Annotated in this window: 23 protein-coding genes; 11 read left to right on the forward strand and 12 right to left on the reverse strand. The window is 71.7% G+C overall.

Annotated elements, in window-relative coordinates; translation table 11 throughout:
- Window positions 1–202: 202 nt before the first annotated feature.
- From ACNNMR_RS11890 to ACNNMR_RS11900, 3 genes are all read left to right on the forward strand, one after another.
- Window positions 203–2,701 (forward strand): beta-glucosidase family protein, encoded by a 2,499-nt coding sequence (locus ACNNMR_RS11890; protein ID WP_419994537.1) that lies wholly within the window; start codon window positions 203–205, stop codon window positions 2,699–2,701.
- Window positions 2,694–4,262, forward strand: coding sequence for a carboxylesterase/lipase family protein (locus ACNNMR_RS11895; RefSeq protein WP_419994538.1), 1,569 nt, complete (start codon window positions 2,694–2,696; stop codon window positions 4,260–4,262). Before ACNNMR_RS11890 ends, ACNNMR_RS11895 begins: the two co-directional genes overlap by 8 nt.
- A 68-nt stretch (window positions 4,263–4,330) precedes the next feature.
- Window positions 4,331–4,786 (forward strand): hypothetical protein, encoded by a 456-nt coding sequence (locus tag ACNNMR_RS11900; RefSeq protein ID WP_419994539.1) that lies wholly within the window; start codon window positions 4,331–4,333, stop codon window positions 4,784–4,786.
- Window positions 4,787–4,793: 7 nt separating this feature from the next.
- Here the strand turns inward: ACNNMR_RS11900 and ACNNMR_RS11905 are convergent, their stop codons facing one another.
- The 3 genes from ACNNMR_RS11905 to ACNNMR_RS11915 all read right to left on the reverse strand — a co-directional run bounded on the left by ACNNMR_RS11905 (window position 4,794) and on the right by ACNNMR_RS11915 (window position 7,848).
- Window positions 4,794–5,735, reverse strand: a complete 942-nt coding sequence (locus ACNNMR_RS11905; protein ID WP_419994540.1) for a 3-oxoacyl-ACP reductase — start codon at window positions 5,733–5,735, stop codon at window positions 4,794–4,796.
- 15 nt (window positions 5,736–5,750) lie between these two features.
- The gene (locus ACNNMR_RS11910; protein ID WP_419994541.1) at window positions 5,751–6,830 is read right to left on the reverse strand and encodes a Zn-dependent alcohol dehydrogenase; all 1,080 of its coding nucleotides are present in this window, start codon (window positions 6,828–6,830) and stop codon (window positions 5,751–5,753) included.
- A 151-nt stretch (window positions 6,831–6,981) separates the two neighbouring features.
- A complete protein-coding gene (locus ACNNMR_RS11915) occupies window positions 6,982–7,848 on the reverse strand; it encodes a MaoC/PaaZ C-terminal domain-containing protein (RefSeq protein WP_419994542.1) in 867 nt (288 codons plus the stop codon).
- A gap of 285 nt (window positions 7,849–8,133) precedes the next feature.
- Here ACNNMR_RS11915 and ACNNMR_RS11920 point away from each other — a divergent pair, with 285 nt between their 5' ends.
- Window positions 8,134–9,258 (forward strand): CapA family protein, encoded by a 1,125-nt coding sequence (locus tag ACNNMR_RS11920; RefSeq protein ID WP_419994543.1) that lies wholly within the window; start codon window positions 8,134–8,136, stop codon window positions 9,256–9,258.
- On the opposite strand, the gene ACNNMR_RS11925 is transcribed toward ACNNMR_RS11920, so the two are convergent.
- The 4 genes from ACNNMR_RS11925 to ACNNMR_RS11940 all read right to left on the reverse strand — a co-directional run bounded on the left by ACNNMR_RS11925 (window position 9,245) and on the right by ACNNMR_RS11940 (window position 13,947).
- On the reverse strand, window positions 9,245–10,690 hold the full coding sequence (locus ACNNMR_RS11925; RefSeq protein ID WP_419994544.1) for an MFS transporter: 1,446 nt from the start codon (window positions 10,688–10,690) through the stop codon (window positions 9,245–9,247). The two genes, ACNNMR_RS11920 and ACNNMR_RS11925, sit on opposite strands and share 14 nt — an antisense overlap.
- Before the next feature lie 72 nt (window positions 10,691–10,762).
- Window positions 10,763–11,362, reverse strand: a complete 600-nt coding sequence (locus tag ACNNMR_RS11930) for a TetR/AcrR family transcriptional regulator (protein WP_419994545.1) — start codon at window positions 11,360–11,362, stop codon at window positions 10,763–10,765.
- Between the two features lie 4 nt (window positions 11,363–11,366).
- Entirely contained in the window at window positions 11,367–12,494 is a 1,128-nt protein-coding gene (locus ACNNMR_RS11935; RefSeq protein ID WP_419994546.1) for a hypothetical protein, read from the reverse strand.
- On the reverse strand, window positions 12,454–13,947 hold the full coding sequence (locus tag ACNNMR_RS11940) for an NAD(P)/FAD-dependent oxidoreductase (protein WP_419994547.1): 1,494 nt from the start codon (window positions 13,945–13,947) through the stop codon (window positions 12,454–12,456). Before ACNNMR_RS11940 ends, ACNNMR_RS11935 begins: the two co-directional genes overlap by 41 nt.
- Before the next feature lie 126 nt (window positions 13,948–14,073).
- On the opposite strand from ACNNMR_RS11940, the gene ACNNMR_RS11945 reads away from it, so the two are divergent.
- The 4 genes from ACNNMR_RS11945 to ACNNMR_RS11960 all read left to right on the forward strand — a co-directional run bounded on the left by ACNNMR_RS11945 (window position 14,074) and on the right by ACNNMR_RS11960 (window position 17,812).
- The gene (locus tag ACNNMR_RS11945) at window positions 14,074–14,718 is read left to right on the forward strand and encodes a class I SAM-dependent methyltransferase (protein WP_419994548.1); all 645 of its coding nucleotides are present in this window, start codon (window positions 14,074–14,076) and stop codon (window positions 14,716–14,718) included.
- 27 nt (window positions 14,719–14,745) lie between these two features.
- Complete coding sequence (locus ACNNMR_RS11950; RefSeq protein WP_420000336.1) at window positions 14,746–15,624, forward strand: N-acetylmuramoyl-L-alanine amidase; 879 nt, start codon at window positions 14,746–14,748, stop codon at window positions 15,622–15,624.
- A 183-nt stretch (window positions 15,625–15,807) separates the two neighbouring features.
- Complete coding sequence (locus ACNNMR_RS11955) at window positions 15,808–16,707, forward strand: hypothetical protein (RefSeq protein ID WP_419994549.1); 900 nt, start codon at window positions 15,808–15,810, stop codon at window positions 16,705–16,707.
- A 94-nt stretch (window positions 16,708–16,801) separates the two neighbouring features.
- Window positions 16,802–17,812 carry an LLM class F420-dependent oxidoreductase gene (locus ACNNMR_RS11960; protein WP_419994550.1) on the forward strand — a complete coding sequence of 337 codons (1,011 nt, stop codon included), beginning with the start codon at window positions 16,802–16,804 and terminating at the stop codon, window positions 17,810–17,812.
- Here the strand turns inward: ACNNMR_RS11960 and ACNNMR_RS11965 are convergent.
- Both ACNNMR_RS11965 and ACNNMR_RS11970 read right to left on the reverse strand, forming a co-directional pair.
- On the reverse strand, window positions 17,809–18,603 hold the full coding sequence (locus ACNNMR_RS11965; RefSeq protein WP_419994551.1) for a maleylpyruvate isomerase family mycothiol-dependent enzyme: 795 nt from the start codon (window positions 18,601–18,603) through the stop codon (window positions 17,809–17,811). The genes ACNNMR_RS11960 and ACNNMR_RS11965 overlap by 4 nt on opposite strands.
- A 33-nt stretch (window positions 18,604–18,636) precedes the next feature.
- On the reverse strand, window positions 18,637–19,170 hold the full coding sequence (locus tag ACNNMR_RS11970; RefSeq protein ID WP_419994552.1) for a hypothetical protein: 534 nt from the start codon (window positions 19,168–19,170) through the stop codon (window positions 18,637–18,639).
- 121 nt (window positions 19,171–19,291) lie between these two features.
- Here ACNNMR_RS11970 and ACNNMR_RS11975 point away from each other — a divergent pair, with 121 nt between their 5' ends.
- Window positions 19,292–19,588: a hypothetical protein gene (locus tag ACNNMR_RS11975; RefSeq protein WP_419994553.1), complete on the forward strand. Its 297-nt coding sequence runs from the start codon at window positions 19,292–19,294 to the stop codon at window positions 19,586–19,588.
- Here the strand turns inward: ACNNMR_RS11975 and ACNNMR_RS11980 are convergent.
- Genes ACNNMR_RS11980 through ACNNMR_RS11990 form a run of 3 tightly spaced genes read right to left on the reverse strand, consistent with a single transcriptional unit; the run spans window position 19,585 to window position 23,041 of the window.
- Window positions 19,585–20,667: a prenyltransferase gene (locus tag ACNNMR_RS11980; RefSeq protein WP_419994554.1), complete on the reverse strand. Its 1,083-nt coding sequence runs from the start codon at window positions 20,665–20,667 to the stop codon at window positions 19,585–19,587. The two genes, ACNNMR_RS11975 and ACNNMR_RS11980, sit on opposite strands and share 4 nt — an antisense overlap.
- Window positions 20,664–21,407 (reverse strand): methyltransferase domain-containing protein, encoded by a 744-nt coding sequence (locus ACNNMR_RS11985; RefSeq protein ID WP_419994555.1) that lies wholly within the window; start codon window positions 21,405–21,407, stop codon window positions 20,664–20,666. The genes ACNNMR_RS11980 and ACNNMR_RS11985 overlap by 4 nt, the downstream gene beginning before the upstream one ends.
- Window positions 21,401–23,041, reverse strand: a complete 1,641-nt coding sequence (locus tag ACNNMR_RS11990) for a glycosyltransferase family 4 protein (protein ID WP_419994556.1) — start codon at window positions 23,039–23,041, stop codon at window positions 21,401–21,403. Before ACNNMR_RS11990 ends, ACNNMR_RS11985 begins: the two co-directional genes overlap by 7 nt.
- A 68-nt stretch (window positions 23,042–23,109) precedes the next feature.
- Between ACNNMR_RS11990 and ACNNMR_RS11995 the strand changes: the two genes are divergently transcribed.
- Together ACNNMR_RS11995 and ACNNMR_RS12000 are read left to right on the forward strand one after the other, a co-directional pair.
- On the forward strand, window positions 23,110–23,739 hold the full coding sequence (locus ACNNMR_RS11995; protein WP_419994557.1) for a TetR family transcriptional regulator: 630 nt from the start codon (window positions 23,110–23,112) through the stop codon (window positions 23,737–23,739).
- 206 nt (window positions 23,740–23,945) lie between these two features.
- A complete protein-coding gene (locus ACNNMR_RS12000) occupies window positions 23,946–24,554 on the forward strand; it encodes a LuxR C-terminal-related transcriptional regulator (RefSeq protein WP_419994558.1) in 609 nt (202 codons plus the stop codon).
- The last annotated feature ends 173 nt before the right edge of the window (window positions 24,555–24,727 follow it).

Genomic DNA, 24,727 nt, shown 5'->3' on the forward strand with positions numbered 1-24,727 from the left:
TACTCACCCGCACCCAGGTACACCCAGCACCCATCCGACCACTTGCGTTCAAGTCATTGACTGCTCAACAGCCTGGTTCTACGGTCTGCATGCACTGCTTGTGACACGTGTAAGCAGCGCTAAGCGCTGCCCGGAGCCGCCCACTTGAGCACCCGCGGACCATGCATCCGCGGCTTCAAGGCTTGAAGGAGCACACGCAGATATGAGCCGACCTCAGCCCACCCGTCGTAACGCGATCCGCCTCGCCGGCGCCATCGCCGTGGCCGCCGCGGCCACCCCCGTACTGCCCGCCGCCGGTGCCTCGGCCACCGGCACCGGCGGCGGGCGCTCCGTCTCCGCCAACCGAATCCAGCACCTCCTCGCCGACCTCACCCTCGACGAGAAGATCTCCCTCCTCCACGGCCACACCGACCCCGACTCCCTCGGCCAGGCCGGCTACATACCCGGCGTCCCCCGCCTCGGCATCCCCGCCATCCGCCTCACCGACGGCCCGGCCGGCGTCCGCGTTACGGCCCACGCCACCGCGCTCCCCGCGCCCATCCTCCTGGCCGCCGCCTTCTCCCCCGAACTGGCCCGCGCCTACGGCAAGGTGATCGGCCACGAGGGCCGCGCGCTCGGCCAGGACGTGCTCCTCTCCCCCATGGTCAACCTCATCCGCACCCCGTACGCGGGCCGGAACTTCGAGACCTTCTCCGAGGACCCGCTGCTCTCCGGCGACCTGGTCGCCGCCGAGATCGAGGGCATCCAGGGCGAGCACATGATCGCGACGGTCAAGCACTTCGCGCTCAACAACCAGGAGCATGAGCGGAATACGATCGACGTTCACGCCGCAGAGCAGACCAAGCAGGAGATGGAGCTACGGCCCTTCGCCGCCGCCATCGCGGCCGGTTCCGGCGCCGTCATGGGCTCGTACAACCGCGTCGACGGCACCTTCGCCTGCGAGAACAAGTCCCTGCTCACCGACGTCCTCCGCGAGCAATGGGGCTTCGACGGCTGGGTGATGACCGACTGGTACGCCGCCCACTCCACCGCGCAGGCGATCGCCGCCGGCCTCGACATGGAGATGCCCGACGACAAGTACTTCGGCCCCGCGCTGAAGAAGGCCGTCCAGGACGGCACGGTCGCCGAGCGGCTCGTCGACCGCGCCGCCGGGCGCATCCTCGCCGTCCTCGACCGCTTCGGGCTGCTCGACGGCTCCATCCCCGCGCGCCCGAAGCGCGACGCCGCCGCCGGCGCCGAGACCGCGCACAAGATCGCCGTCGCCGGCGCCACCCTCCTCCGCAACGAGCGCCACACCCTCCCCCTCGCCGGCCCCGCCGCCCGCAGCCTCGCGGTCATCGGCCCGACCGGCGAGCTCCCGTTCGTCAGCGGCGGCGGCAGCGCACACGTCATCCCGGACCGCGCGGACAGCCCGCTCGACGTGCTCAAGAAACGCGCCCGCACGGTCACTTACGCCCTCGGCGACGACATCTTCGGCAAGGCGATCCCGCGCACAGCGCTCTCCCCAGCCGCCGACCTCGATCACACCGGCGCCGCCGCCATCCCTGCCGGGAAGCCCTTCTCGTACGAAGGCCGGCTCACCGTCGCTAGCGACGACGAGTGGACCTTCGTGATCCAGTTCAGCGGCGCCGCCGCCGACCGGCCCAAGGTGCGGCTGGACGGGAAGGAGCTCTTCCCGCAGGCCCCGGGCTTCGGCGAGTACTTCAGCGGCGGCGTCGTCTCCACCACCCCGGACGGACTCTCCGTGCGCCGCACCGCCGTCAAGGTCTCCGCGGGCTCGCACGCCCTGCGGATCACCGCGGACGGGGGCAAGGAGGGCCAGCAGTTCCGGCTCACCCGCATCACCTCCGACACTCAGGCGGCGGATGTCGCCGAGGCGGTCGCGGCCGCCCGCAAAGCAGCCACCGCCGTCGTCTTCGCGTACGAGGACGCGACCGAGGGCAAGGACCGTACGACCATCGCCCTCCCGGGGAATCAAGACGCCCTGATCCGGGCCGTCACCCGCGCCAACCCCAACACCATCGTCGTCCTCAACACCTCATCCGCCGTCGCCATGCCCTGGCTGCGCGACACGGCGGCGGTGCTGCAGATGTACTACCCGGGCCAGGAGGGCGCCCGCGCGACCGCCGACGTGCTGTACGGGGACGCGAATCCGGGCGGCCGGCTCACCCAGAGCTATCCGGCCTCCGACGACGTGCACGCGACGGCCGGCGACGCGCGGCGCTATCCGGGGGTGGACGGGGTCGAGGAGTACTCGGAGGGGATTCACCTCGGCTACCGGTGGTTCGACAAGATGGGCCGCAGGCCGCTGTTCCCCTTCGGGTACGGGCTGTCGTACACGTCGTTCGCGTACTCCCGGCTGCGGGTCGAGGCCGCGGCCGACGGGGGCCTCGAGGTGTCCTTCACCGTACGCAACACCGGGCGCCGGGCCGGCGCCGATGTGCCACAGGTGTACGTCGGCCCCTCGCCCGAGCTGCGACTCGACCAGGCGGTGCGGTCGCTGGCCGGATACCGCCGGGTCGAGCTGGAGCCTGGCCGGTCGGAGCGGGTGACGGTGCGGATATCCGCGAGCACGCTGTCGTCATGGTCGGAGAAGAAGCACGGGTGGGTGCTGGGCACGGGGCGGCGCGAGGTGTGGGTCGGGGCGTCGGCGCGGGATCTGCGGCTGCATGGGCGGGCGGAGGTGGGTCGTCGTGACTGACAGGCTTCGTTTTACGGGGCTGCTGCTAGCGGTCCTGGCCGTGCTGGCGGTGCCGCTGCCGGCTGCCGTGGCGGGGGGCCACGGCCCCTCCGATGTCGTACGGACCACCAAGGGCGCCGTCCGCGGCGAAGTCACCGGCCTCGGGCGGCAGTTCCTCGGTATCCCGTACGCCGCCGATCCGGTCGGCGACCGCCGATGGCAGCCGCCGCGGCCGCATGCCCGCTGGAGCGGGGTCAGGGATGCGACCGGCTTCGGGCATCGCTGCGTGCAGGGCTCCAGCTGGGATCCGGGCTATGAGCAGCCGACGCATACCGAGGACTGCCTCGGCCTCAACGTCTACACGCCGCGCGGCGAGCAGCGGCACCGGCCGGTGCTGGTGTGGTTCCACGGCGGCGGGCTGACCGGTGGGGCGGGCTCCGATGTCGTGCCGGACACCTTCGCCGCGGCCTCCGGCGCGGTCGTGGTGACGGTGAACTACCGCCTGGGCGCGATGGGTTTCCTGTCGCTGCCGGGCCTGAAGGGCTCCGGGAATTACGGGATGCTCGATCAGCAGGCGGCCCTGCGCTGGGTGCGGGCGAACGCCGCCCGCTTCGGCGGCGACCCGGCCAAGGTGACGATCGCGGGTGAGTCCGCGGGCGGCAAGTCGGTCTGCGACCAGCTGGCCTCGCCTACGGCGCGCGGGCTCTTCCGCGGCGCGATCATCCAGTCGGGCGCGTACGGCGACTGCGCGGCGCGCACCCGCGCGGCGGCGGACGCGGATGGTCTGGCCTTCGCGAAGAAGGCGGGGTGCGCGGAGCCGGCGACGGCGGCCGCGTGCCTGCGCTCGAAGCCGGCCGCCGACCTGCTGCAGGCCCAGTCGGGCCACGACTGGAACCCGGTGGCCGGCGGCTCCTTCCTCCCCCGCCAGCCGGCGGCGGCCTTCGCCTCGGGCGAGTATCCGCGGGTGCCGGTGGTCAATGGCGCCAATCGCGACGAGGGCACGCTCTTCGCCTTCGGCGCGTACGACGGCGCGGGAAAGCCGCTGACGGCTGAGCAGTATCCGGCGGCGGTACGGGGCGCCTTCGGCGCGGAGCGGGCGGAGCGCGTGTTGCGCACGTATCCGCTGTCCGCGTACGAAACCCCGACACTCGCGTACGCGGCCGCGACGGGCGACCACTTGATGGCGTGCCCGGCGGCGCGCCTGGATGAGCGCCTTGCGGGGACGATCCCGGTCTACGCGTTTGAATTCGCCGACGAGACCGGGCCGCCGTTTGCGTCACTGCGCAACCTGAATACGAAATTCCCCTTCGGCGCGACGCATGTGAACGAACTCCAGTATCTCTTCCGCCATTTCGGCCTCGACGCCCCGTTCACGACGGCGGAAAAGCAGCTGTCACGGCAGATGACGGCCTACTGGTCATCCTTCGTCCGCACCGGAAAGCCCACGGCACCGGGCCTCCCGGCCATGCCGGAACAGTCCCGCGCCCCCGGCAAGGTCCTGACCCTGCAGACCGCCCCGGCGGGCGGCCCGCGGATATCGGGGGACTTCGCAGCCCGGCACCATTGCGAGATATGGGCCTGAATTGAACCCGGACGGCCCGGGAACATGACATGGTGACCCCTGCTGTATCAGTCAACGGGAGGGTCACCATGCGTTTCACGGCTATCGCCGGAGCAGCCATCGCCGTCGTTGTTCTGGTTTCGGGGTGCGGAGGTGAGGATTCCGCGGACGGCGGCAAGAAGTCCGACGCGAAGTCCTCGACCAAGTCGAGCAAGCCTGCCGACAAGGGCAGGACGTACAAGGTGACATTCGAGGTCGGCGGCGGCAAAGGTGAGTCGCCGGTGACGTATAACGCCGGGGTCGACATCAACCATTTCGGCGAGAAGGTCACCCTGCCCTGGACGAAGACCGTCGAGATCAAGCTTCAGGGGGTCGAGGCCAAGCGGGGCGCCGAACTTGCCCTCGTTCCTGGCCCTGCCCTGCAGGACGACGGGTTCCTCAAGAAGGGCTCGTGTGTCATCAAGGTGGACGGCAAGACTGTCGCAGAGCAACCGGCAACCGCGAAGAGCGGCGCCGGCTACTGCAAGTACGTTCTCAAGGGGTAGCGGCCGGCTACCCCCGTTCGTGCTTCAGCCCCAGCACCTCCGCCGCCGCGAATGACTCCTTTTCCGGGCGGTCGGCGAAGTACGGGGTGAGGGTGGCGTCGAGTTCCTCGTAGGAGAAGGACTCGGACTTTGTGTCGAACTTTGCTGCCACCCGGGGGCGTTCCAGGAGCGCGACCATGCCGCCGTGGACGACGAAGACCTGGCCGGAGATGCGGGCGGCTGCCGGGGTGGTGAGGTAGCCGACCAGTGGGGAGACGTGTTCTGGGGCGAGGGGGTCCAGTTTGCCTTTCTCGGCTTCCGCGAAGCCCGCGAAGACGTCTTCCGTCATGCGGGTGCGGGCTCGGGGGCAGATGGCGTTTGCTGTGACGCCATATTTGCGGAGGGCCTCTGCCGTTGAGGTCGTCAGGCCTACGATGCCGCCCTTTGCGGCCGCGTAGTTGGGCTGGCCTGCCGAGCCGGCCAGGAAGGCTTCCGAGGACGTGTTCACTATGCGGCCGTAGACCGGGGCGCCTGTCGACTTCGACAGCTCGCGCCAGTGGGCGGCGGCGAAGTGGGTGGTGTTGAAGTGGCCCTTGAGGTGGACGTGGATGACGGTGTCCCACTCCGACTCCGTCATCGAGAAGATCATCCGGTCGCGGAGGATGCCGGCGTTGTTGACCAGGATGTCGAGGCTGCCGTACGTCTCGATCGCCAGCCCGATCAGGCCTCTGGCCTGCTCAAAGTCCGCTACGTCACCGGTGTGCGCGACCGCCTTGCCGCCGGCCGCCCGGATCTCCTCGGCGACCTGCTCGGCCGGGCCCGCGGAGGCCTCGCCGGAGCCGTCGCGGCCGGTCTGGCCGAAGTCGTTGACGACGACGTTCGCGCCCAGCTTCGCCAGTTCCAGCGCCTCCGCGCGGCCGAGCCCGCGGCCTGCGCCGGTGACGATCGCGGTCTTTCCGTCTAGCTCCACAGGTGGTGTGTCCCCTCAGATCTCGATGCACGTGCGCAGCGCCGTGCCGGTCCGCATCTGGTCCAGCGCCTCGTTGATGTCGGCGAGCGGCACCCGGTGGGTGATCAGCCCCGCCAGGTCGATCCGGCCCGCGCGCCAGAGCGCGATGGCGCGCTCGTAGCTGCGGCGGGCGTTGTCGCCGCCGTAGAGCGACGGCAGGATGCGCTTCTCGTCGAAGAAGAGCTCGAACATGTTGAGCTGCAGGTGGTCGTCCATGGCGCCCGCGCCGACGACGACGAGCGAGCCGCCGCGGCGGGTGTTGTCGTAGGCGGTACGGGCGGTGGCCGACCTGCCGACGACCTCGAAGACGTAGTCGAAGCCCTCGCCGCCCTCGGTGAGCCGCTGCTTGGCGTCGTCGAGGGCGTCGGGCGCCACGGCCTCGGTGGCGCCGAAGCGCAGCGCGGCCTCGCGGCGAGAGGCGACCGGGTCTACGGCGACGATCTGCGCCGCGCCGCATACCCTGGCGCCCTGGATGGCGCTGATGCCTACGCCGCCGCAGCCGATGACCGCTACGGCCGAACCGGGCTCCACTTTCGCGGTGTTGATGGCCGCCCCGAGGCCGGTCGTGACGCCGCAGCCGATGAGGGCGGCTACGTCGAACGGGACGTCGTCGGGGATCTTCACCGCGCAGACGGCGTCTACGACCAGCTCCTCGGCGAAGGTGCCGGTGCCGGCGAAGCCGAAGACGTCGCCTTGCGGGCGCTGGAAGTTGGGCGTGCCCGCGTTGAGGAAGCCGGTGAGGCAGAGGTGGGACTGGCCGCGCTTGCAGGCGGAGCACTCTCCGCAGGCGGGGAGCCAGCTGACGAGGACGCGATCGCCGGTCGCTACGGACGTGACGCCCTCGCCGACCTCGACGATCTCGCCCGCGCCCTCGTGCCCGGGGATGAACGGCGCGGGCTGCGGCAGCACGCCGCTCATCGCGGAGAGGTCGGAGTGGCACAGCCCGGTGACGCGGAGCCGGATACGGACCTTGCCGGGGCCGAAGCCGGTGGCTTCGACATCATCGAGAATCTCGAGCTTCTCCTGGCCTGTCTCGTGCAATACCGCTGCGCGCATGCTGCCTCCTTCTCCGGGTGGCCGGGGCGCTTGGGCCGGGCCGGAGTTCCGCGACACCACCGAAAAAACGTGGTGGTCATCCGCCGTCCGGTGCTGGGTTTTTTCGGCGGCGTCGCTCCACTCCGGCCCTCCTTACGCTGCCGGGTGCGGCTCAGGTGTGCTCTAGGACCGTGTCCGTCAGGACCGGGGCGTCGTCGCGGTCGACCGCCGTGGCGGTGAGCTGGACCTTGCCCGGCTCCTGCCACAGCCTGATGCGGAGCGTCTCGCCCGGGAAGACCACGCCCGCGAAGCGGGTCTGGTACGAGCGGACGCGGGTTACGTCGCCGGCCAGGGTGGTGTCCACCGCGGCCTTGAGGGCGATGCCGTACGAGCAGAGGCCGTGCAGGATCGGCTTGTCGAAGCCGGCCAGCTTGGCGAAGTCGGGGTCGGCGTGCAGGGGGTTCCAGTCGCCGGAGAGGCGGTAGAGGAGGGCCTGGTCCTCGCGGATGGCGCGCTCGACCGTGTGGTCGGGTTCCCGGTCGGGGGTCTCCACGCGCGCCGAGGGGCCGCGCTCGCCGCCGAAGCCGCCTTCGCCACGTACGAAGACCTGGCTGTCGGACGTCCACAGCGGGCCGTCCGCGTCGGCGATCTCCGAGCGGAGGACGAGGACCGCGGCCTTGCCCTTGTCGTAGACGGCGGCGACCCGGGAGGTCTGCACGGCCTCGCCGTTCACGGGCAGCGGGCGGTGTATCTCGATGCGCTGGCCGGCGTGCAGCAGGGCGGCGAGGTCGACCTCGATGCCGGGGGCGTTGAGCGAGCTGCCGGCGCCGGCCAGGCCGCCGCCGGCGACCGTGGCGAAGGAGGGCAGCACGTGCAGCTTGTTCTCCAGCGTGTAGCGCAGCTCGGCCGCGTCCGTGGCCGTGCCCGGCAGCGCGCCCGCGCCGACGCCCAAGTGGTAGAGCTGCACGTCTTTGTGGTTCCAGGCGACGGGGGTCTCGCGGGGTTCGGCGGCGACGGCCTTGGCTGCGTCGATGGGCATCGGGCGCGCGCTCCTTCTGCTGGGCTGCGATGCGGCGGCTGGCTGCTGGCGGCTTGCGAGACCCCGGCGCGGCCGTCCGCACCGTCGGCACGCCGGGGTCGTATCGGGGCGGCCGGAGCGTGCTAACGAGAACACGTTCTAGCCGCTGCGGCATGTATAACGCACGCCGATGGAGTTGGGAAGGGGGCTGACGCATCGTCAGATTGCTGCCGTACGTGGGCCACATGGGCGACTCAGCGGCGTGGGCCTTTGATCCGATTTACGCGTATCCAGCGCAATGAAGGCATGGCTCTGCACCGGCGGCACTGCGCCGCACTCCTCGCCACGCTGCTGGCCGCGGGCTGCGCCGGGGCGCCGTCCGACGACGCCCGCCCGCCGGCCGTGAAGAAGGCCCCGCCAGGCCAGCCCTTCACGCTCCTCGGCTCCGGCGACGTGCTGCCGCACGACACGGTGATCCAGCAGGCGCTGGACGACGGCGGCGGCGAGGCGCACGACTTCGCGCCGATGCTGGCGGGCGTGCGGCCGCTGGTGTCGCGCGCCGACGTGGCGCTGTGCCACATGGAGACGGTGTACGGCCCGGACGGCGGCCCGTTCACCGGGTATCCGGCGTTCAAGTCCCCGCCCGCGGTGGCCAAGGGCGTCGCCGACACCGGCTACGACGCCTGCTCCACCGCCTCGAACCACTCCCTCGACGACGGCCCCGAGGGCATCATGAACACCCTCGACGCCATGGACGCCGCGGGCCTGAAGCACGCGGGCTCAGGGCGCAGCAAGGCCGAGGCGCAGCGCCCGGCCCTACTGAAGGCGGGCGGCGCGAAGGTGGCCCAGCTCGCGTACACGTACGGCACCAACGACATCCCGCTGCCACCCGGCAAGCCCTGGGCGGTCAACATCACCGACCCGGAGCGGATCATCGCCGACGCCCGGGCCGCGCGCCACGCCGGCGCCGATGTGGTGGCGGTGTCGATGCACTGGGGCACGGAGTGGGAGGAGCAGCCGGACAGCAAGCAGCGGCGGCTGGCCGACGAGCTCACCAAGTCCGGCGACATCGACGTCATCCTGGGCACCCACGCCCATGTCCCGCAGCCGTACGAGAAGGTCAACGGCACCTGGGTCGTCTACGGCATGGGCGACCAGGTCGCCGGCGCGATGACGAACTACGACGGCGTCAACGACGAGCGCGGCAACTGGTCCTCGGTCGCCCGCTTCACCTTCGCTCCGCCGCGCAAGGACGGCGGCCGCTGGCGGGTGTCGAAGGCGGAGTTCGTGCCGCAGCTGATGGACCTCGATGACATGCGGGTGCGCAACCTGGGGGCCGATGCCGACGGCTACGAGGACGCGCGCGACCGGATCCGCGAGATTGTGCTGAGCCGGGGCGCGGGCAAGGACGGTCTCGTCATGGGGCGGTAGCCGCGTCCTTCCGCGTCCGCGGCAGCACCAGCAGCGCCAGCACCGCCGCCCCGACGAGCATGAAGGTCCCGGTACGGAACGCCGCCGCGTACCCGGAGGTGAGCGCCCCCGGATCCGTGCCCCCGCCGATCCGGGAGGTCGCGACCGTCGACAGGATCGACAGCCCGAGCGAGCCGCCCATCGTGCGCGACGTGTTCACCAGCCCCGAGACCAGACCCGCGTCCGCGGCCTGGACGCCGCTGGTGGCGACGGTGACCAAGGGCGTGGTGGCGAGCCCCGCGCCGAGCATCATCAGCAGGCCGGGGCCGAGCATGTCCCGTACGTACACGCCGTCCACCGGCATCGCGCTCTGCCACAGATAGCCGGCCGCGGACATCATCATGCCGGTGACGGCGACGGTCTTCGGCCCGGTGGCGGCTACCAGGCGCGGCGCGAGCTTCGAGCCGACGACGATGGCGATGGAGTGCGGGACCATCGACAGGCCCGCCTCGATCGGGGTGTAGCCGAGGACGTTCTGCGTGTAGAGGGACAGGAAGTACCAGGAGCAGAACATCGCCGCGCCGGACACCATCATCGCCGTATTGGCGGCGGACACCGACCGCAGCCGGAAGAGCCCCAGCGGCATCAGCGGCGCCTTCGTCCGCGCCTCGACCAGCAGGAAGACGGCGAGGACGACGAGCCCGAGCAGCAGCGGGATCAGCGCGGCGGCGGCGCCCCAGCCTTCGCTCTCGGTCTGCACGATGCCGTACGCGAGGAGCGCGAGGCCGCCGGTGACCAGGACGGCGCCGGGGACGTCGAGGCGGCGGCCGTCGCCGGCCCGGGACTCGGTGAGCCAGACGATGGCGGCGATGAGGACGAGCGCGCCGATGGGCACGTTGATGAGGAGCACCCAGCGCCAGGACAGCGCGTCGGTGAGCACCCCGCCGATCAGCCCGCCCGCGGCCCCGCCGCCCGCGCCGACCGCGGCCCAGGTGCCGATCGCGCGGGCGCGGGCCGGGCCTTCGGGGACGGAGGCGGTGAGCAGGGTGAGCGTGGACGGGGCGAGCACGGCGGCGCCCATGCCCTGCACGGCGCGGGCCGCGAGCAGCTGCCACGGCGCCTGCGCGAGGCCGCCGGCGAGGCTGGCGGCGGTGAAGAGGGCGAGCCCGACGACGAACATCCGCTTGCGCCCGAAGAGGTCCCCGGCCCGCCCGCCGAGGAGCATGAAGCCCGCGAAGGTGAGCGTGTAGGCGTTGACCACCCACTGCAGGCCGACGGCGGACATGCCCAGGTCGGCGCGCATGGAGGGCAGCGCGACATTGACGACGGAGACGTCCAGCACGACGAGGAACTGGCCGGCGCAGGTCACCGCCAGGAGCAGCCAGAGCGGGGGTCTCTTCTTGGCTGCCGCCTTGGATATGCCGGTGATGTCGTCCGTCGGGCTGTGAACCATGAGCCCCATGCTGACATCCCGTTACGTCGCTGGGCACCGGGATATCGGCCGGGACCGGATCGGGCTGTGGTCCTAGGACCTGGAGAGCGCCGGTGCCAGCCAGCGTCGCAGGAGCGCCCGCAGCCTCGCGTCGTCCTGCGCGGTCTCGCCCGGGTGCTCCAGCAGCGAGGTCAGCAGCCGCATGATGATCTCGGCGAGGCCGCCCAGGTCGTCCTCGCCGATTCCGGCGGCGGCCCAGTCGACGGGGAAGCGCCGCAGCATCTTGGCGCCGTACGCGATGGTGTCCCCGGTGGTGGCGCCGCGGCCGAAGGCGGTGGTGTCGCCGCGCTGCAGCAGGAGGCTCAGGCGCGGGTCGGCGGGGATGGTCCGTACGCAGAAGACGATGCCCTCGACGACCGCCTCGGCCGGGTCCTTGCTGCCCTGCAGGTGTGCGATGAGCCGCTCGACGAAGGCGTCGGCGCCCTGGGCCGCCACCTCGCCGAAGATGTCGCTGATGCTGCCGAAGTGGCGGTAGACGGTCTGGCGGGTGACGCCGAGTTCGGCGGCGACATCGGAGAGGGTCGTCTTCTGTACGCCGTGCCGGTCGATGCAGCGGACGGTCGCGTCGATGATGCGCTGCCGGCCCTCGGCGTCCGACGCCGGCGGCCGGCCTCCCCAGCCGTGGTGCCCCATGGGCTCAGGATGGCACAGGCCGCGGGGCCGCCCGGGGCGCGGTGGCGCGGAGCGCGGCGACGATGAGGCCGGTCGCGGCGGTGGTGCACAGGGCGACGTACCAGAGGCTGCCGGTCGGGGTGCCCTGGTCGGTGCGGCCGTCGTCCGCGGCGAACCAGTCGGGCAGCGCGGCCGCCCAGAGGATCAGGTGGACGCCGAGGAAGAGCGGCGGGTACGTGCGCGCGAACCGCGGTGCCGGGACCGGGTCCTGGTCCGTACGGCGGGCGCGCCAGGCGTCGGCGAGGAGCCAGAGGCCGATGATCCAGACGACCGCTAGCTCGGTGGCGAGAATCGCCCGCTGGACGCCGAGCTGGTCCTCGCCGCGGAAGGCGCCGCTGGGTGCGCTGACGATGGTCATCGCCAGCGGGGTCACCACTCCGGCGGCGACCGTGCGCAGGCTGAGCTGCCGGCCGGTGAGCGGGCCGCGGCCGTCCCGCGCGCCGACGAGCCGGACGACGAGGTACGTCATCGCGCCGAAGGACACCGAGGCGAAGAGGAGCATGCTGTTCATCGGGACCGAGGCGAGCGCCGGTTCGTTGATCTTCGGGTTGTCCGGGTTCCAGGCCCACCAGCGCAGCTGCGGGCCGAGCTGGTCGAAGACCTCGTAGAAGACCTGGCAGGCGAAGGCGACCGCCAGCGAGCCGGCGAGCGGGCCACGGCGGGCGAAGACGCCGAGGGTGCGGATCAGCTCGTACGCGAGCTGGGACAGGGCCGGGTAGAAGGCGACGATGTAGAGCGGCAGCCGGTCGTACATGAACTGCACGGTGAACACGTTGTGGGAGAAGATCAGCCCGACGTGCTCCTCCAGGCCGAACCAGCCGGGGAAGTAGAGCGGTGGCTCGATCACCGCCAGGTAGACGACGGACGCGAACCACAGCGCGATGTTGACCGGGTCGCCGTCGCGCCGCCACCGCCGCCAGGCGTGGACGAAGGCGAAGACCGCGCCGAAGATGACGAGCAGCTCCAGGAACGGCATGGTGCCGCTCTCCAGCCCGAAGGGGCTGCGGAAGTCCACGACGGGGTGCGCGTCGTGGCAGGAGAAGCCGAGCCGGTCAGCGAGGCGTTCGGCTGCCGGGTCGCACGGGTTGGCCATGGCTCGCTCCTCGGGTCGCGTCGGTGTAGTCCGTGCCCGGCGGGTCCTGCTGGTCGTCGAAGCCGCCCGGTACGACCGTGCGCCCGAGCCGCTGCCGCAGCTTGTAGCGGGCGATGCCGAACCAGAAGCGCGGGTCGGTGGCCAGCTGCCGGAGCGACTTGTCGAGGTTGAAGACCTGGGCGAAGGTCCGCTCGACGTAGGCGTCCTCGCGGCTGGTGGCGGTGATGGCGTTGAAGACCGGCCAGCTCATCCGCGCGGCCAGCCGGCGCCGCCAGGGGGCGATGGTCTCGGTCCCGGCCGCGAAGTCGTACGCCTGGTCGCGGGCCATCGCCAGCATCCAGGGGACGTCCAGGGACTTCTTCTGCCGGGCGAGGAACTCGCGGAAGAAGGCGGCGTCGAGGGCGTCGCGGCCGGACAGCAGCTCGGCGAGGATCAGCGCCGACCGGGCCGCCGAGCTCATGCCCTGGGCGTAGAACGGATTGAAGGCGCAGATCGAGTCGCCGATGCTGACCAGGCCGAGCGGCGGCCGGTCGAGGAGGTCGAAGCGGCGCCACCGGTTGCCGGTGGAGCGGGTGAGGTGGACCTCGGAGGACGGGGTGCAGGCGCGGGTCGCCTGCCCGAAGGCCGCGGCCCGTACGCGGTCGGCCGCCGCCTCGAAGGCGGCGGTCTCGCGCGGCATGGGGATGCCCCACGAGCCCATGCAGACGATGGCGCGGTCGCCCTCGATCGGGAAGAAGTTGCTGAGGAAGTCGTGCTCCTCGGGGTGCGCGCCGGTGGCCTGGGTCGGGGTGACGACGAGGTGCTGCCACCACCACTCGGGCGGGCGGAGGGCGGGCAGGTCGTACCAGCGGGACGTGTAGGTGACCTTGGCGTCGAGGGTCTTCTCGGGCGGCGCGGGCCAGCCCGCTTCGGTCAGCCAGGCGGCGACGGGCGAGCCGCGGCCCAGGGCGTCGACGACCAGATCGGCGGGCAGGTGCCCGGCGCCGTCGTCGTCCGTGCGGTAGTCGGCACCCTCGACGCGCCCGCCGGTACGGAGCCCGGTGACCGTCACGCCCTCGCGGATCTCGACCGCCGGAAGCTCCCGGACCTTGTCGCGCAGCACCCGCTCGATGAGCACCCGGGAGCTGTAGACCATCGTCATCGACCCGGCCTTGCGCGGCGCCCAGCCGTCGTTCTCGCAGTACGCCGCGTCCATCGACGGCATCAGGTGCAGCCCGCCCGCGGCGATCAGCGCCTCCTCGAACCCGGGGAAGATCTCGCCGATCGCCCGCCGCCCGGAGTTGAGGAGGAAGTGCGGGTGCTTGCTCTGCGGTACGCCCCGCCGGTGCTGCGCGCCGGGCGGGAGCCGGTCCCGCTCCAGGACGATCACCTCGTCGAAATGCCGCGCCAGCACCCCGGCGGCGCACAGGCCCGCCACGCTGCCGCCGAGCACCACGGCCGTCTTGCCTCGCATGCGCCGCTCCATTCATACAGAAGCTGGATGAATGTATGACCAGTGGGCGCGGACGCTAACAGGGACGGCCCGAAGGAGCCAGACCTCCCACCGAGGCTTTCCCGCCGAGGCCTTAAGGTGACGCGCATGTCCCCCCAGCCCAAGCCCGACGTCCTCGTCGCCTTCGAAGCCGCCAAGGGCTTCATGCCGCTCGACGAGGGCCTCGCCCTCTACGACGCCGCCCTCGACGCCGGCCGGCTCGGGCTGCCGCTGCTCGAGGTCGGCAGCTACTGCGGCCGCTCGACCCTCCTGATGGCCGCCGCCGCCCGCGAGTCCCAGGTGATCGCCGTCACGGTCGACCACCACCGCGGCAGCGAGGAGCAGCAGCCGGGCTGGGAGTACCACGACACCACCCTGGTCGACCCGGAGCTCGGCCTGATGGACACCCTCCCCACCTTCCGCCGCACCCTGCACCGCGCGGGCCTGGAGGACCACGTCCTCGCCCTCGTCGGCCGCTCGCCGCAGGCCGCCGCGCACTGGGGCAGCCGGCTCGGCCTCGTCTTCATCGACGGCGGGCACACCGACGAGCACGCCACCGCCGACTACGAGGGCTGGGCCCCGCACCTCGCCGAGGACGGCCTGCTCCTCCTCCACGACGTGTTCGCGGACCCCGCCGACGGCGGCCAGGCCCCGTACCGGATCTACCGCCGCGCCCTCGGTTCCGGCGCCTTCACCGAGATCTCCGCCACACGCTCGCTACGGGTGCTGCGACGTACCGGGCAGGGTGTCTGACCACCCTGCTACGGTCGCTCCGTGTCCATGCAGAACCGGCGCTTCCGCGCCGTCCTCCTCCTCGCGCCTGCGGTGCCCGTGTGTTTCGCGGGCTATCTGGCGTGGCAGGCGGTGGGCGATTCGGACGGCGGGTCGCAAGACGCAAAACCGGGGACATCGGCATCCGCGGATAACGAGGGCAAAAAAGACAGCAGCCCGCCTTCTTCCGTAAAGCCGCAGACGGACAAGAAACCGCTCGCCGGCAAGGTCGTCGTCCTCGACCCGGGGCACAACCCCAACAACCGCGACCACACCGCGGAGATCAACCGCAAGGTCGACATCGGCACCGCCCGCAAGGAATGCGACACCACCGGCGCCGCCACGAACGACGGGTACAGCGAGGCCGAGTTCACCCTCGACGTGACCCGCCGCACCGAGCGGCTGCTCAGCGCGCAGGGCGCGACCGTCAAGCTCACCCACAACGGCAAGCGTGCGTACGGGCCGTGCATCGACGAGCGCGCCGAAATCGGCAACAAGGCCAAGGCCGACGCCGTCATCTCCATCCACGCGGATGGAGCCGGCAGCAGCGGCGACCGCGGCTTCCATGTGATCTTCCCCGCGCCGGTCCACGAGGGCGCGGCGGACACCCGCCCCATCGCCGCCGACTCGCGCAAGCTCGGCGAGTCGGTGCTGGAGCACTTCGCGAAGGACACCGGCAGCCGCTACTCGAATTACACCGGCGGCGGCAAGGGCTATACGGTGCGTTCGGATCTCGGCGGTCTCAATCTGTCGAAGGCGCCCAAAGTCTTCATCGAATGCGGCAATATGCGCAACGCAGCCGAAGCCGCCCGCCTGTCCGACGCCGGCTGGCGGCAGCGGGCGGCGCACGGGATCGCCGATGGCATCAGGGCGTATCTCCAGGGGTAGTGACGAAAAGCTGTACATGACGGGGGAACAGGGGGAGAGGTGACAGCGATGTACATGGGCCCGTCTTCTCGTACGTAGATCTATAACCCGTACGATGTCGCACCGTGCCCGGATGGCGCCGGCGGCGGCCCGTACGGGACACAGGCGACAGCGACAACGACCAAGACCCGCAAAGGACAACTCGTGAATATCCGCTCACTCACCCGAGGCGACGCCGTAGTGCTCGTCGGCGCGTTGCTGCTGATCGTCGCCTCGTTCCTGAAGTTCATCTCCGCGGACTGCCCGTCCGGTGCGCCCGCCGACGCGTGCGACAAGATTAATGAAGACATGCCCGGCGGCTGGTCGGACAAGATCTACCCGACGGTCACGGCGGTCTTCATCGCCGGCATCATCGCCGCCATCCTCATCGTCATCGGCCGCATGCAGCCCGAGGGCAAGAAGCCCGCGGGCCTCGCCCTCGACCAGGTCGGCACGGGCCTGGCGGCCGGCGCGCTGCTGAGCGCGCTGTGGTCGATCATCCAGCTGCCGGGTGGTGCCGCCGACGCCGATGAGGCCGGCGCCGGCATGGGCGCCTGGCTCGCCCTGCTCGGCACCCTCGCCATTGCGGCGGGCGCGATCCTGACCAATGTCATCCCGGCCTTCAAGGCTCCGCTCCTCGGCTCCCCCAACCAGCCCGCGATGCAGGGCGGTTACCCGCAGCAGGGCGGCCAGCCCGGCTACGGCTACCCCGGTGGCCCGCAGGGCGGCCAGCCCGGTCCGGGTCAGCCGTACGGCCAGCAGCAGCCGCAGCCCGCGTACGGCGGCGCCCCGCAGCCCGGCCCGGGCGGTCCCGGTGGCCCCGGCGCCCCGCAGCGGCAGGACGCCCCGCCGGCCGGCGGTGGCGGCTCGTTCGCCCCGTTCTGGTTCGCGGTCCCGGCCGCCCGCCCGCTCTTCGCGGAGGACGGCTCCAACGCGCAGGTCGCCGAGCTCGCGCCCGGCATCTGGTACCTGGCCGTCGACCAGCGCGGCCCCGCGCTGATCGCGCAGACCCAGGACGGCCGCCGCGGCGTCCTGCAGGACACCAGCGGCATCCAGCGCGGCTGACGCCTGGACACACCGCCTGAACAGCGGCCCCCCGCCCGGCTCGACGGGCGGGGGGCCATTGTCTTGTCCAGGCATAACTGATACACCGTCAGATATGCGCCTGGGACTCGCACTCGGCTACTGGGGTCGCGGCCCCAACGCCCAGCACACCGACCTCGCCCGTGAAGCCGAGCGCCTCGGCTACGACTCCGTGTGGACCGCGGAGGCCTGGGGCTCCGACGCGTTCACCACGCTCACCTGGATCGCCGCGCACACCGAACGCATCCGCCTCGGCACCGGGATCGTGCAGATGGCGGCCCGTACGCCCACCGCCACCGCCATGCACGCGATCACCCTCGACCACCTCTCCGGCGGCCGCCTGATGCTCGGCCTCGGGCTCTCCGGGCCGCAGGTGGTGGAGGGCTGGTACGGGCGGCCCTTCCCCCGCAGCCCGCTCACCGCCACCCGGGAGTACGTGGAGGTGATCCGCCAAGCGCTGCGCCGCGAGGGCCCGGTGGAGCTCGACGGGCGCTTCCACGCGCACCCGTACCGCGGCGAGGATGGCACGGGCCTCGGCAAGCCGCTCAAGCCCATCACCCACCCCCTGCGCGCCGAGGTCCCCATCCTCCTGGGCGCGGAGGGCCCGAAGAACATCGCGCAGACGACGCGGATCGCGGACGGCTGGCTGCCGCTGTACTGGTCCCCGTTCCGTACCGACGTCTACGAGGCCTCGCTGACCGGCCTGCGCGACGGCTTCATGATCGCGCCGCTGGTCCGCGCCCAGCTCCGCGACGACGTCGCCGAGGGGCTCTTCCCCGTAAAGGCGATGCTCGGCTTCTACATCGGCGGCATGGGCCACGCGTCCCGCAACTTCCACGCCGACCTGATGGCGCGGATGGGCTACGAGGCCGAAGCCCGGCATATCCAGGAGCTGTTCGCGGAGGGCCGCCGGGACGAGGCGATCGCCGCCGTGCCGGATGCCTTCGCCGACGAGATCTCGCTCGTCGGGCCGCGGGCCCGGATCGCCGAGCGGCTGGAGCTGTGGCGGAAGGGGCTGGTGACGGATCTTCTGGTCACCGCCCCCGACCTGCCGACCCTGCGGGCGCTTGCCGAGCTCAACTCCTAGTTCCAGGAGGCCCGTTCCAGCCAGGTGTCCAGAAGCTTGGCGTCGCCGAGGACCTCCACCCGGGGGCTGGTCGCGGGCAGCCGGCGGTAGAAGACCCGCAGCACGTCCGCGAGCGGTCCGCGCAGGGCCACATCCGCCTTGTGGTGGGCGCGCTGCCAGGTGAAGCCGCTCTCGCCGAGTTCGATGAGCCACTCCGCGTCCGGCGCGTCCGTGGCGTGGAGATGGAGCGTACGGCCCGCCAGGGACGGGTCGCGGAGGGCGGCCAGGTCCTCGTCGTCCTCCTCGCGCTGCGCCAGGTCGAGGATCTCCAGCCACTCGTCGAGGGTGTCGGCGGCGACCTCGGGCGCCACGTCGAAGTCCGGCCCCACCGCCCCGGCCGCGTCGGCCCGGTGCACGACCGTCTCGTGCGTCATCCGCCGCGCCCAGAATCCGGCCGTCCGCCGCCCGGGCGCCCACGACCACACCGGGGTATCGGGACCGGCCTCGCGCAGCGCGTTCGCCAGCAGCTCGGCGCCCTCCGCCAGCCAGAAGTCCAGCGCCCCCGGCTCCCTGGGCTCCGGCCCGTAGAAGCCGGGCACCTCGTCGTCAGGGATGTCGCGCTCGGCGCGGCTGGACACCAGCACCGCCGCCCACCGGTGCGCGCCGCCGACGTGCACGGCCAGCTCACCCAGGTCCCAGTCAGGGGTCGTCGGCACCCGCGCGCCCAGGTCCGTGGCGCGTACGGCGTCGCGCAGCAGGGTGGTCTGGGCGGTGACTTCGGTGCAGTAGCGCTCGTGCGCGAGGTGAGGCATGCCGGGCACACTACGGGCGCCGGGCGGGTGGCGTCAGCCCCCGTTGAGCTGGCTGGTGGTCGGGACGCGGTTGACCACGTTCAGGCCCGCGTCCTTGCCCGCGCCCTTGATGTTGTTGAGGACGTCCTCGTACTGCTTGACGTCCGCCTCCGTCGCATTGCCCTTGCGGAACTTCGAGGTCATGCCCTTGAGGGACTCGATGCTCCCGGTGACCGGCGCGAGGGCCTTGGTCAGCACCGGGTCGCCCTTGGCGTTCTTCTGCGCGGCCTTGAGCCGGTTGTACGCGAAGGCGCCGGCCACGCCCGCCTTGATCAGGGTGAAGGTGCGGCCCTTGGCGCCCTTCTGGAACTTATCGGCGCGGTACGGCTTGATCAGCCACTGGTACGCGGCGCCGGCCGCCAGGCCCGCGTTGGCCACGAACTTGGCGCGGTTGTACTTCTCCCGCTCCGGCTTGCTCGTGCTGTTCGCCGATCCCGCCCCCGCCTCCCGGTCGGGGCTGTTGCTGCACGCCGTACCCCCGGCGAGCAGGGCGCAGCAGAGCATCAGGGCGAGGGCTATCCGGCGCATGAAGGGCCTCCAGGGCGGGGCGGGTGCATCTCCCCCGCAGGTTCGCCCGCCGCGGTGGCGACGGCCACTCAGGCCCGCCATTGGAGTGTTTGTCCGGCCCCAAAGCGGCTACCCGACACTTATGGCCACACACACGAGGCACTACGGAGGAAACCCGGCAGCCATCGCCATTGCGGTCATCGCTGACATCGCGGCCTTGGTGATCGGGCTGTGGATCCTGATGTACGTGCTCGACGCGAATCAGGGCAACAGCCTCGTCGACTTCATCCAGGACTCGGCCCGCTGGCTGGCCGGCTGGTCGCGCGACATGTTCGTGGTCGACCCCAACTGGTGGCGCGTGCTGCTGAACTACGGCATCGCCGCGATCGTGTACCTCGCCGTCGGGCATGCCCTGGCGAAGGCGGTGCGCCGCTTCTAGCAGCAGTCCGGCTCCACCCGGAGCCCGGTCGGCAGCTCCGTACCCGAGAAGACTGCCGTGGTCGCGCTGTCTCCCCCCAGTGCGGCCACGGCCAGCAGCAGTGAGCCCGCGGTCCAGGCGGTGAGCTCGGCGGGCCAGATGGCGTCGTCCTCGAAGACGTAGCCGGTGTAGTACATGCCGTCGGCCGCCCGCAGGTGCTGGATCGAGCGCAGGATCTCGTGCGCCCGGTCCCGGTCCCCCATGGCCCACAGGGCGAGGGCCAGCTCGGCGCTCTCGCCGCCGGTCACCCACGGCCGGTCGGAGACGCAGCGGACGCCGAGCCCGGGCACGACGAAGCGGTCCCAGTCGGCGTCGATCCGCTCCTTGGCGGCGGCCCCGGTGACGGCGCCGCCGAGGACCGGGTAGTACCAGTCCATCGAGAAGCGGTCCTTGTCGAGGAAGCGCTCGGGGTGCCGCCGGATGGCGTGCCCGAGCTGCCCGACCGCCAGCTCCCAGTCCGGCTGCGGCTCGCCGCGCCGCTCGGCGATGGCGAGGGCGCAGCGCAGCGCCTGGTGGATCGAGGAGGAGCCGGTGAGCAGGGCGTCGGTGAGCGCGGCGGCGCCTTTTTCGGGGGCTTCCCGCTTCCAGCCGATCTGCCCGCCCGGCTGCTGCAGCGCCAGCACGAACTCGACGGCGTCCCGCACCGCCGGCCACATCCGGCCGAGGAAGCTGTCGTCGCCGGTGGACAGGTAGTGGTGCCAGACGCCGACCGCGATGTACGCGCAGAAGTTGGTCTCCCGGCCGCGGTCGGTGGGCCGGGCCGCGTCGCCGTCGGCGTACGCCGCGTACCACGAGCCGTCCGGCAGCCGATGCGCCGCCAGCCAGTCATACGCGGCCTCGGCCGCCGCATGCTCCCCGGCGGCGTCCAGCGCCATCGCGGCCTCGATGTGGTCCCACGGGTCGAGGTGGTGCCCGCGGAACCACGGGATCGCGCCGTCCGCGCACTGCACCGCGAGGATGCCGGAGACGGTGGCGGCGGCCTCGGCCGCGGTGAGGACGCCGGTGAGGGCGAGCCGTTCGGTACGACCGGGTGACGTCACTCGGCAGCCGCCTCGGGCAGGTGCGGCTTGGTCGCGTACGCCACGAAGCTCTTGCCGATCAAGGGGTCGAGCGCGCGCTCGGCGGCCCGGGTGGCGGTGCTGATCACGGGGGTCTTCATGATGTCCCAGACCAGCAGCTTGTGGTACGCGCGCACCGGCAGCGCCTTGTCGTTGTCGACGCCGAAGGCGCACTTCAGCCACCAGTACGGGGAGTGCAGGCCGTGGGCGTGGTGGGTGCCGTACGGCTTGAGGCCGGCCTCGCGCATCCTGGCGAGGAGCTCGGTGGCGCGGTAGATGCGGATGTGGCCGCCCTCGACCTCGTGGTACGCGTCGGAGAGCGCCCAGCAGACCTTCTCCGGGCCGTAGCGCGGCACGGTGACGGCGATGCGGCCGCCGGGCTTCAGGACCCGGACCATCTCGGCGAGCACGCCCTTGTCGTCGGGGATGTGCTCCATGACCTCGGAGATGATGACGACGTCGAAGGAGTCGTCGGGGAAGGGGAGGGCGAGTGCGTCGCCTTCCATGGCGGTGGCTTCCGCGCCGGCGGGGGCCTCCCCCGCCTCCTTCATGGCGGCGAACCACTTGGCGACTTCGCGGATCTCCTCGGCGTTCTGGTCGAGGGCGACGACCTTAGCCCCGCGCCGGTAGCACTCGAAGGCGTGCCGCCCGGCCCCGCAGCCCAGATCCAGCACGCGGTCGCCTGCGGCGAGCGGGAACCTTGTGAAGTCGACTGTCAGCACGGGGTGTTGCCCTTCTGGTCTGCGGTGACCCGCTCCGGGGTGCGCGCGGGTCGGTCTCGGTGCGGGTCGGCCTGGCGGCCGCCGGGCCGCTCTCCGTGGGACGGGTGCCGCCCGAAGGCGGCCCTTCCGCCCGCCAGCGGCACTTGGGCGTCGGCGGCGGCGCTTGCAGCGCCTGCGGCGGGGGCAGTCGGGCGCGGGCGCCTGCGGCTCCCGGCCGCGTTGATCGCCGCGCGATAGTGGTCCGCCGTCCCCCTGGCCGCCGAGGCCCACGTGAACTTGGCCAGCACACGCTCTCGGCCCGCGGCACCCAGTCGCACGCGCAACGCCGGATCCGTAAGCAGTCGGCCAAGGCCGGTCGCCAGCGCCCCCGCCTCCCCCGGCGGCACCGCCAGGCACGTTTCCCCGTCCGGTCCCGCGACCTCCGGGATCGCGCCGCCCGTCGTGGCGATCAGCGGCGTGCCCGTCGCCATCGCCTCCGCCGCGGGCAGCGAAAAGCCCTCGTACAGCGACGGCACGCAGGCGACCTGCGCGCTGCGTATCAGGTCGACCAGCTCGGCGTCGCTGATGCCCTTGACGAAGCGGACCGCGCCGCCGAGGCCGTAGCGCTCGATCGCCGTCGCGACCGGGCCGTCGTCCGCGCGCCTGCCGACGACGACCAGATGCGCCTCGGGCACCTCGGTACGGACCTTGGCCAGCGCCTCGACGAGGTGGACCAGGCCCTTCAGCGGTACGTCGGCGCTGGACGTGGTCACGATGCGGCCGGGCACTTCCCGTACCGACGGGTCGGGCGCGAACAGGTCCGTATCGGCGCCGATGGGGACGACGTGGATGCGCTCGCGGCGCACGCCCAGGTCGGCGCTGATCTCCGCGGCCGACGACCCCGATACGGTGATCACCGAGCCGAGCCGCCGGGCCACCCGGCCCTGCATCCGCGTGAAGCCGTACCAACGCCGCACCGAAGCGCGCCGCTTGACGCCCTCGGCGGCGTCCAGCTCCAGCTGCCGGTCGACGGTGATGGGGTGGTGGACGGTGGTGACCAGCGGTGCGCCGAGGGCGCGGGGGCCGCCGAGAAGGCCGTAGCCGAGCGTCTGGTTGTCGTGGATGACGTCGAAGTCGCCGCGGCGCGCGGCGAGATGGCGGCGTGCGCGCAGGCTGAAAGTGAGCGGTTCCGGGAAGCCGCCGGTCCACATCGTGCCGACCTCGAGGGCGTCGATCCAGTCGCGGTACTCGTCGCGCTTCGGGGTGCGAAAGGGGTCCGGCTGCCGGTAGAGGTCGAGGCTCGGGAGGCGGGTGAGGGTCACGCCTTCGTGCTCGTCGAGGACCGGGTACGGCTGGGCGCCGATGACCTCGACGCGGTGGCCGAGGCGGGCGAGCTCGCGGGACAGATGGCGTACGTAGACGCCCTGGCCGCCGCAGAAGGGGTTGCCTTTATAGCTGAGCAACGCGATGCGCAGCGGTTCATCTGCGGCCACTCGCGGCCCCCTTCTCACAGCGTTTCCGCCGGAGCGTAACGGGTCACGGTAAGGTAGAACAAGTTTCAGCTCCGGTCTTTCGGAGCCTGAATCTACCCGCCCGTAGCCTCTGGTGGACGGGCCGCACCAGGTGATTCGCGACACCCGCCGGCTCCCTGCCATCCTGTTGCGCCACGGGCGGCACGGGCGTCGCGCCGTGACCGATGGAACCGTAGGAAAGCGGGAACCACATGACCCAGGCAGCCAGACCGGCCGCGGCCGCCCCGGCTGCCGGCCCCGCGCTCACCGAGCGGCAGGAGGCCCGCCGCCGCCGCATCCTGCACGCCAGCGCGCAGCTGGCGGGGCGCGGCGGCTTCGACGCGGTGCAGATGCGCGAGGTCGCGGAGAAGGCCGGGGTGGCGCTGGGCACGCTGTACCGCTACTTCCCCTCCAAGATTCACCTGCTGGTGGCGACCATGCAGGACCAGTTGCAGCAGCTGCACGAGACGCTGCAGAAGCGGCCGCCGGAGGAGACCGACCCGGGGGCGCGGGTCGCGGAGACGCTGATGCGCGCCTTCCGCGCCATGCAGCGGGAGCCGCATCTGGCGGATGCGATGGTGCGGGCGCTGACGTTCGCCGACCGGTCGGTGAGTCCGGAGGTGGATACGGTCTCGCGGCACACGACGGCGATCATCCTGGACGCGATGGGGATCGAGGGTGAGCCGACGCCTGAGCAGCTCTCCGCGGTCCGCGTCATCGAGCACACCTGGCACTCCGCGCTGATCACCTGGCTGTCGGGGCGCGCGTCGATCGCCCAGGTCAAGATCGATATTGCGATGGCCTGCCGGCTGATCGACCTGACGGCGGGCGAGCGGTCGTAGAGCCTGCGGGGTGCGGTCGTAGAGCCTGAGGGCTTGCAGCCGTAGCGCCGGAAACGACAAGGGGCGTGCAGAAGGTAGTCGAGCGCCCCCCTTGCACCACTCACCACCGCATGGCCGATTTGCCGTTTTCCAAGCGCCGTCGCCGCAGGTAGTAATAAGCGGGCAAGACTCCGTAGTGATAGCAGGGTGGGGCTAGGGAGCAGGGCGTGATCCGCGTTCTTCTTGTGCACGATGAATGTCTGATGCGGTCGGCGCTGGCCGCGCTGCTGGAACGAGAGCTCGACCTCGACGTCGTCGCCGTCCCGAGCGCCGAGGCCGGGCAGGCGGCTCGCCGACTGCTGCCGCATGTATGCGTGGTGGACCCGGAGGGTCCCGGCGCCACCGGGCTGGCCGCGGCGGCCAAGGTGTCGGCGTGCTGCGGCGCGTATCCGGGGTGCGCGCTGCTGGTGCTCGTCTCGGCCGGGCGGCCGGGGGTGCTGCGGCGTGCCTACGACGCCGACGCCCAGGGGTACGTCGGCAAGGACGCGCACCCCGACCGGCTGGTCGAGGCGATCCGGCTGCTGGCGAAGGGAGAGCGCTACATCGACGACAGCCTCGCGCTCAGCTTCATGGACGCGACCAGGGCGCCGCTCACCGAGCGGGAGCTGAGCGTGCTGTCACTCGCGGCCGAAGGGCTCACGGTGGCCGAGATCGCCCGGAAGCTGCACCTGACGTCGGGCACGGTGCGCAATTACATGGCCGCCATCACCCGTAAGACCGGGGCCAGGAACCGGGTGGACGCCATCCGGATCTCTCAGGGCGCGGGGTGGCTGTGAGTCGGGGGTGGGTGGCTGTGAATCGAGCGTGAGTGGCTGTGAATCGAGCCTGGGCTGCCCGCGGCCGTCCATGACGAGCACCTGCTCGGCGCGCCTGGCGGAGGCGAGGCGGTGCGTGACGATCACGAGGGTGCGATGGCGCTGCGCGGCGAAGGCGCGCTCGGCGCGCTCCT

Origin of the sequence: Streptomyces boninensis, assembly GCF_048572725.1 — a bacterium.
Classification (GTDB): Bacteria; Actinomycetota; Actinomycetes; order Streptomycetales; family Streptomycetaceae; genus Streptomyces; species Streptomyces boninensis.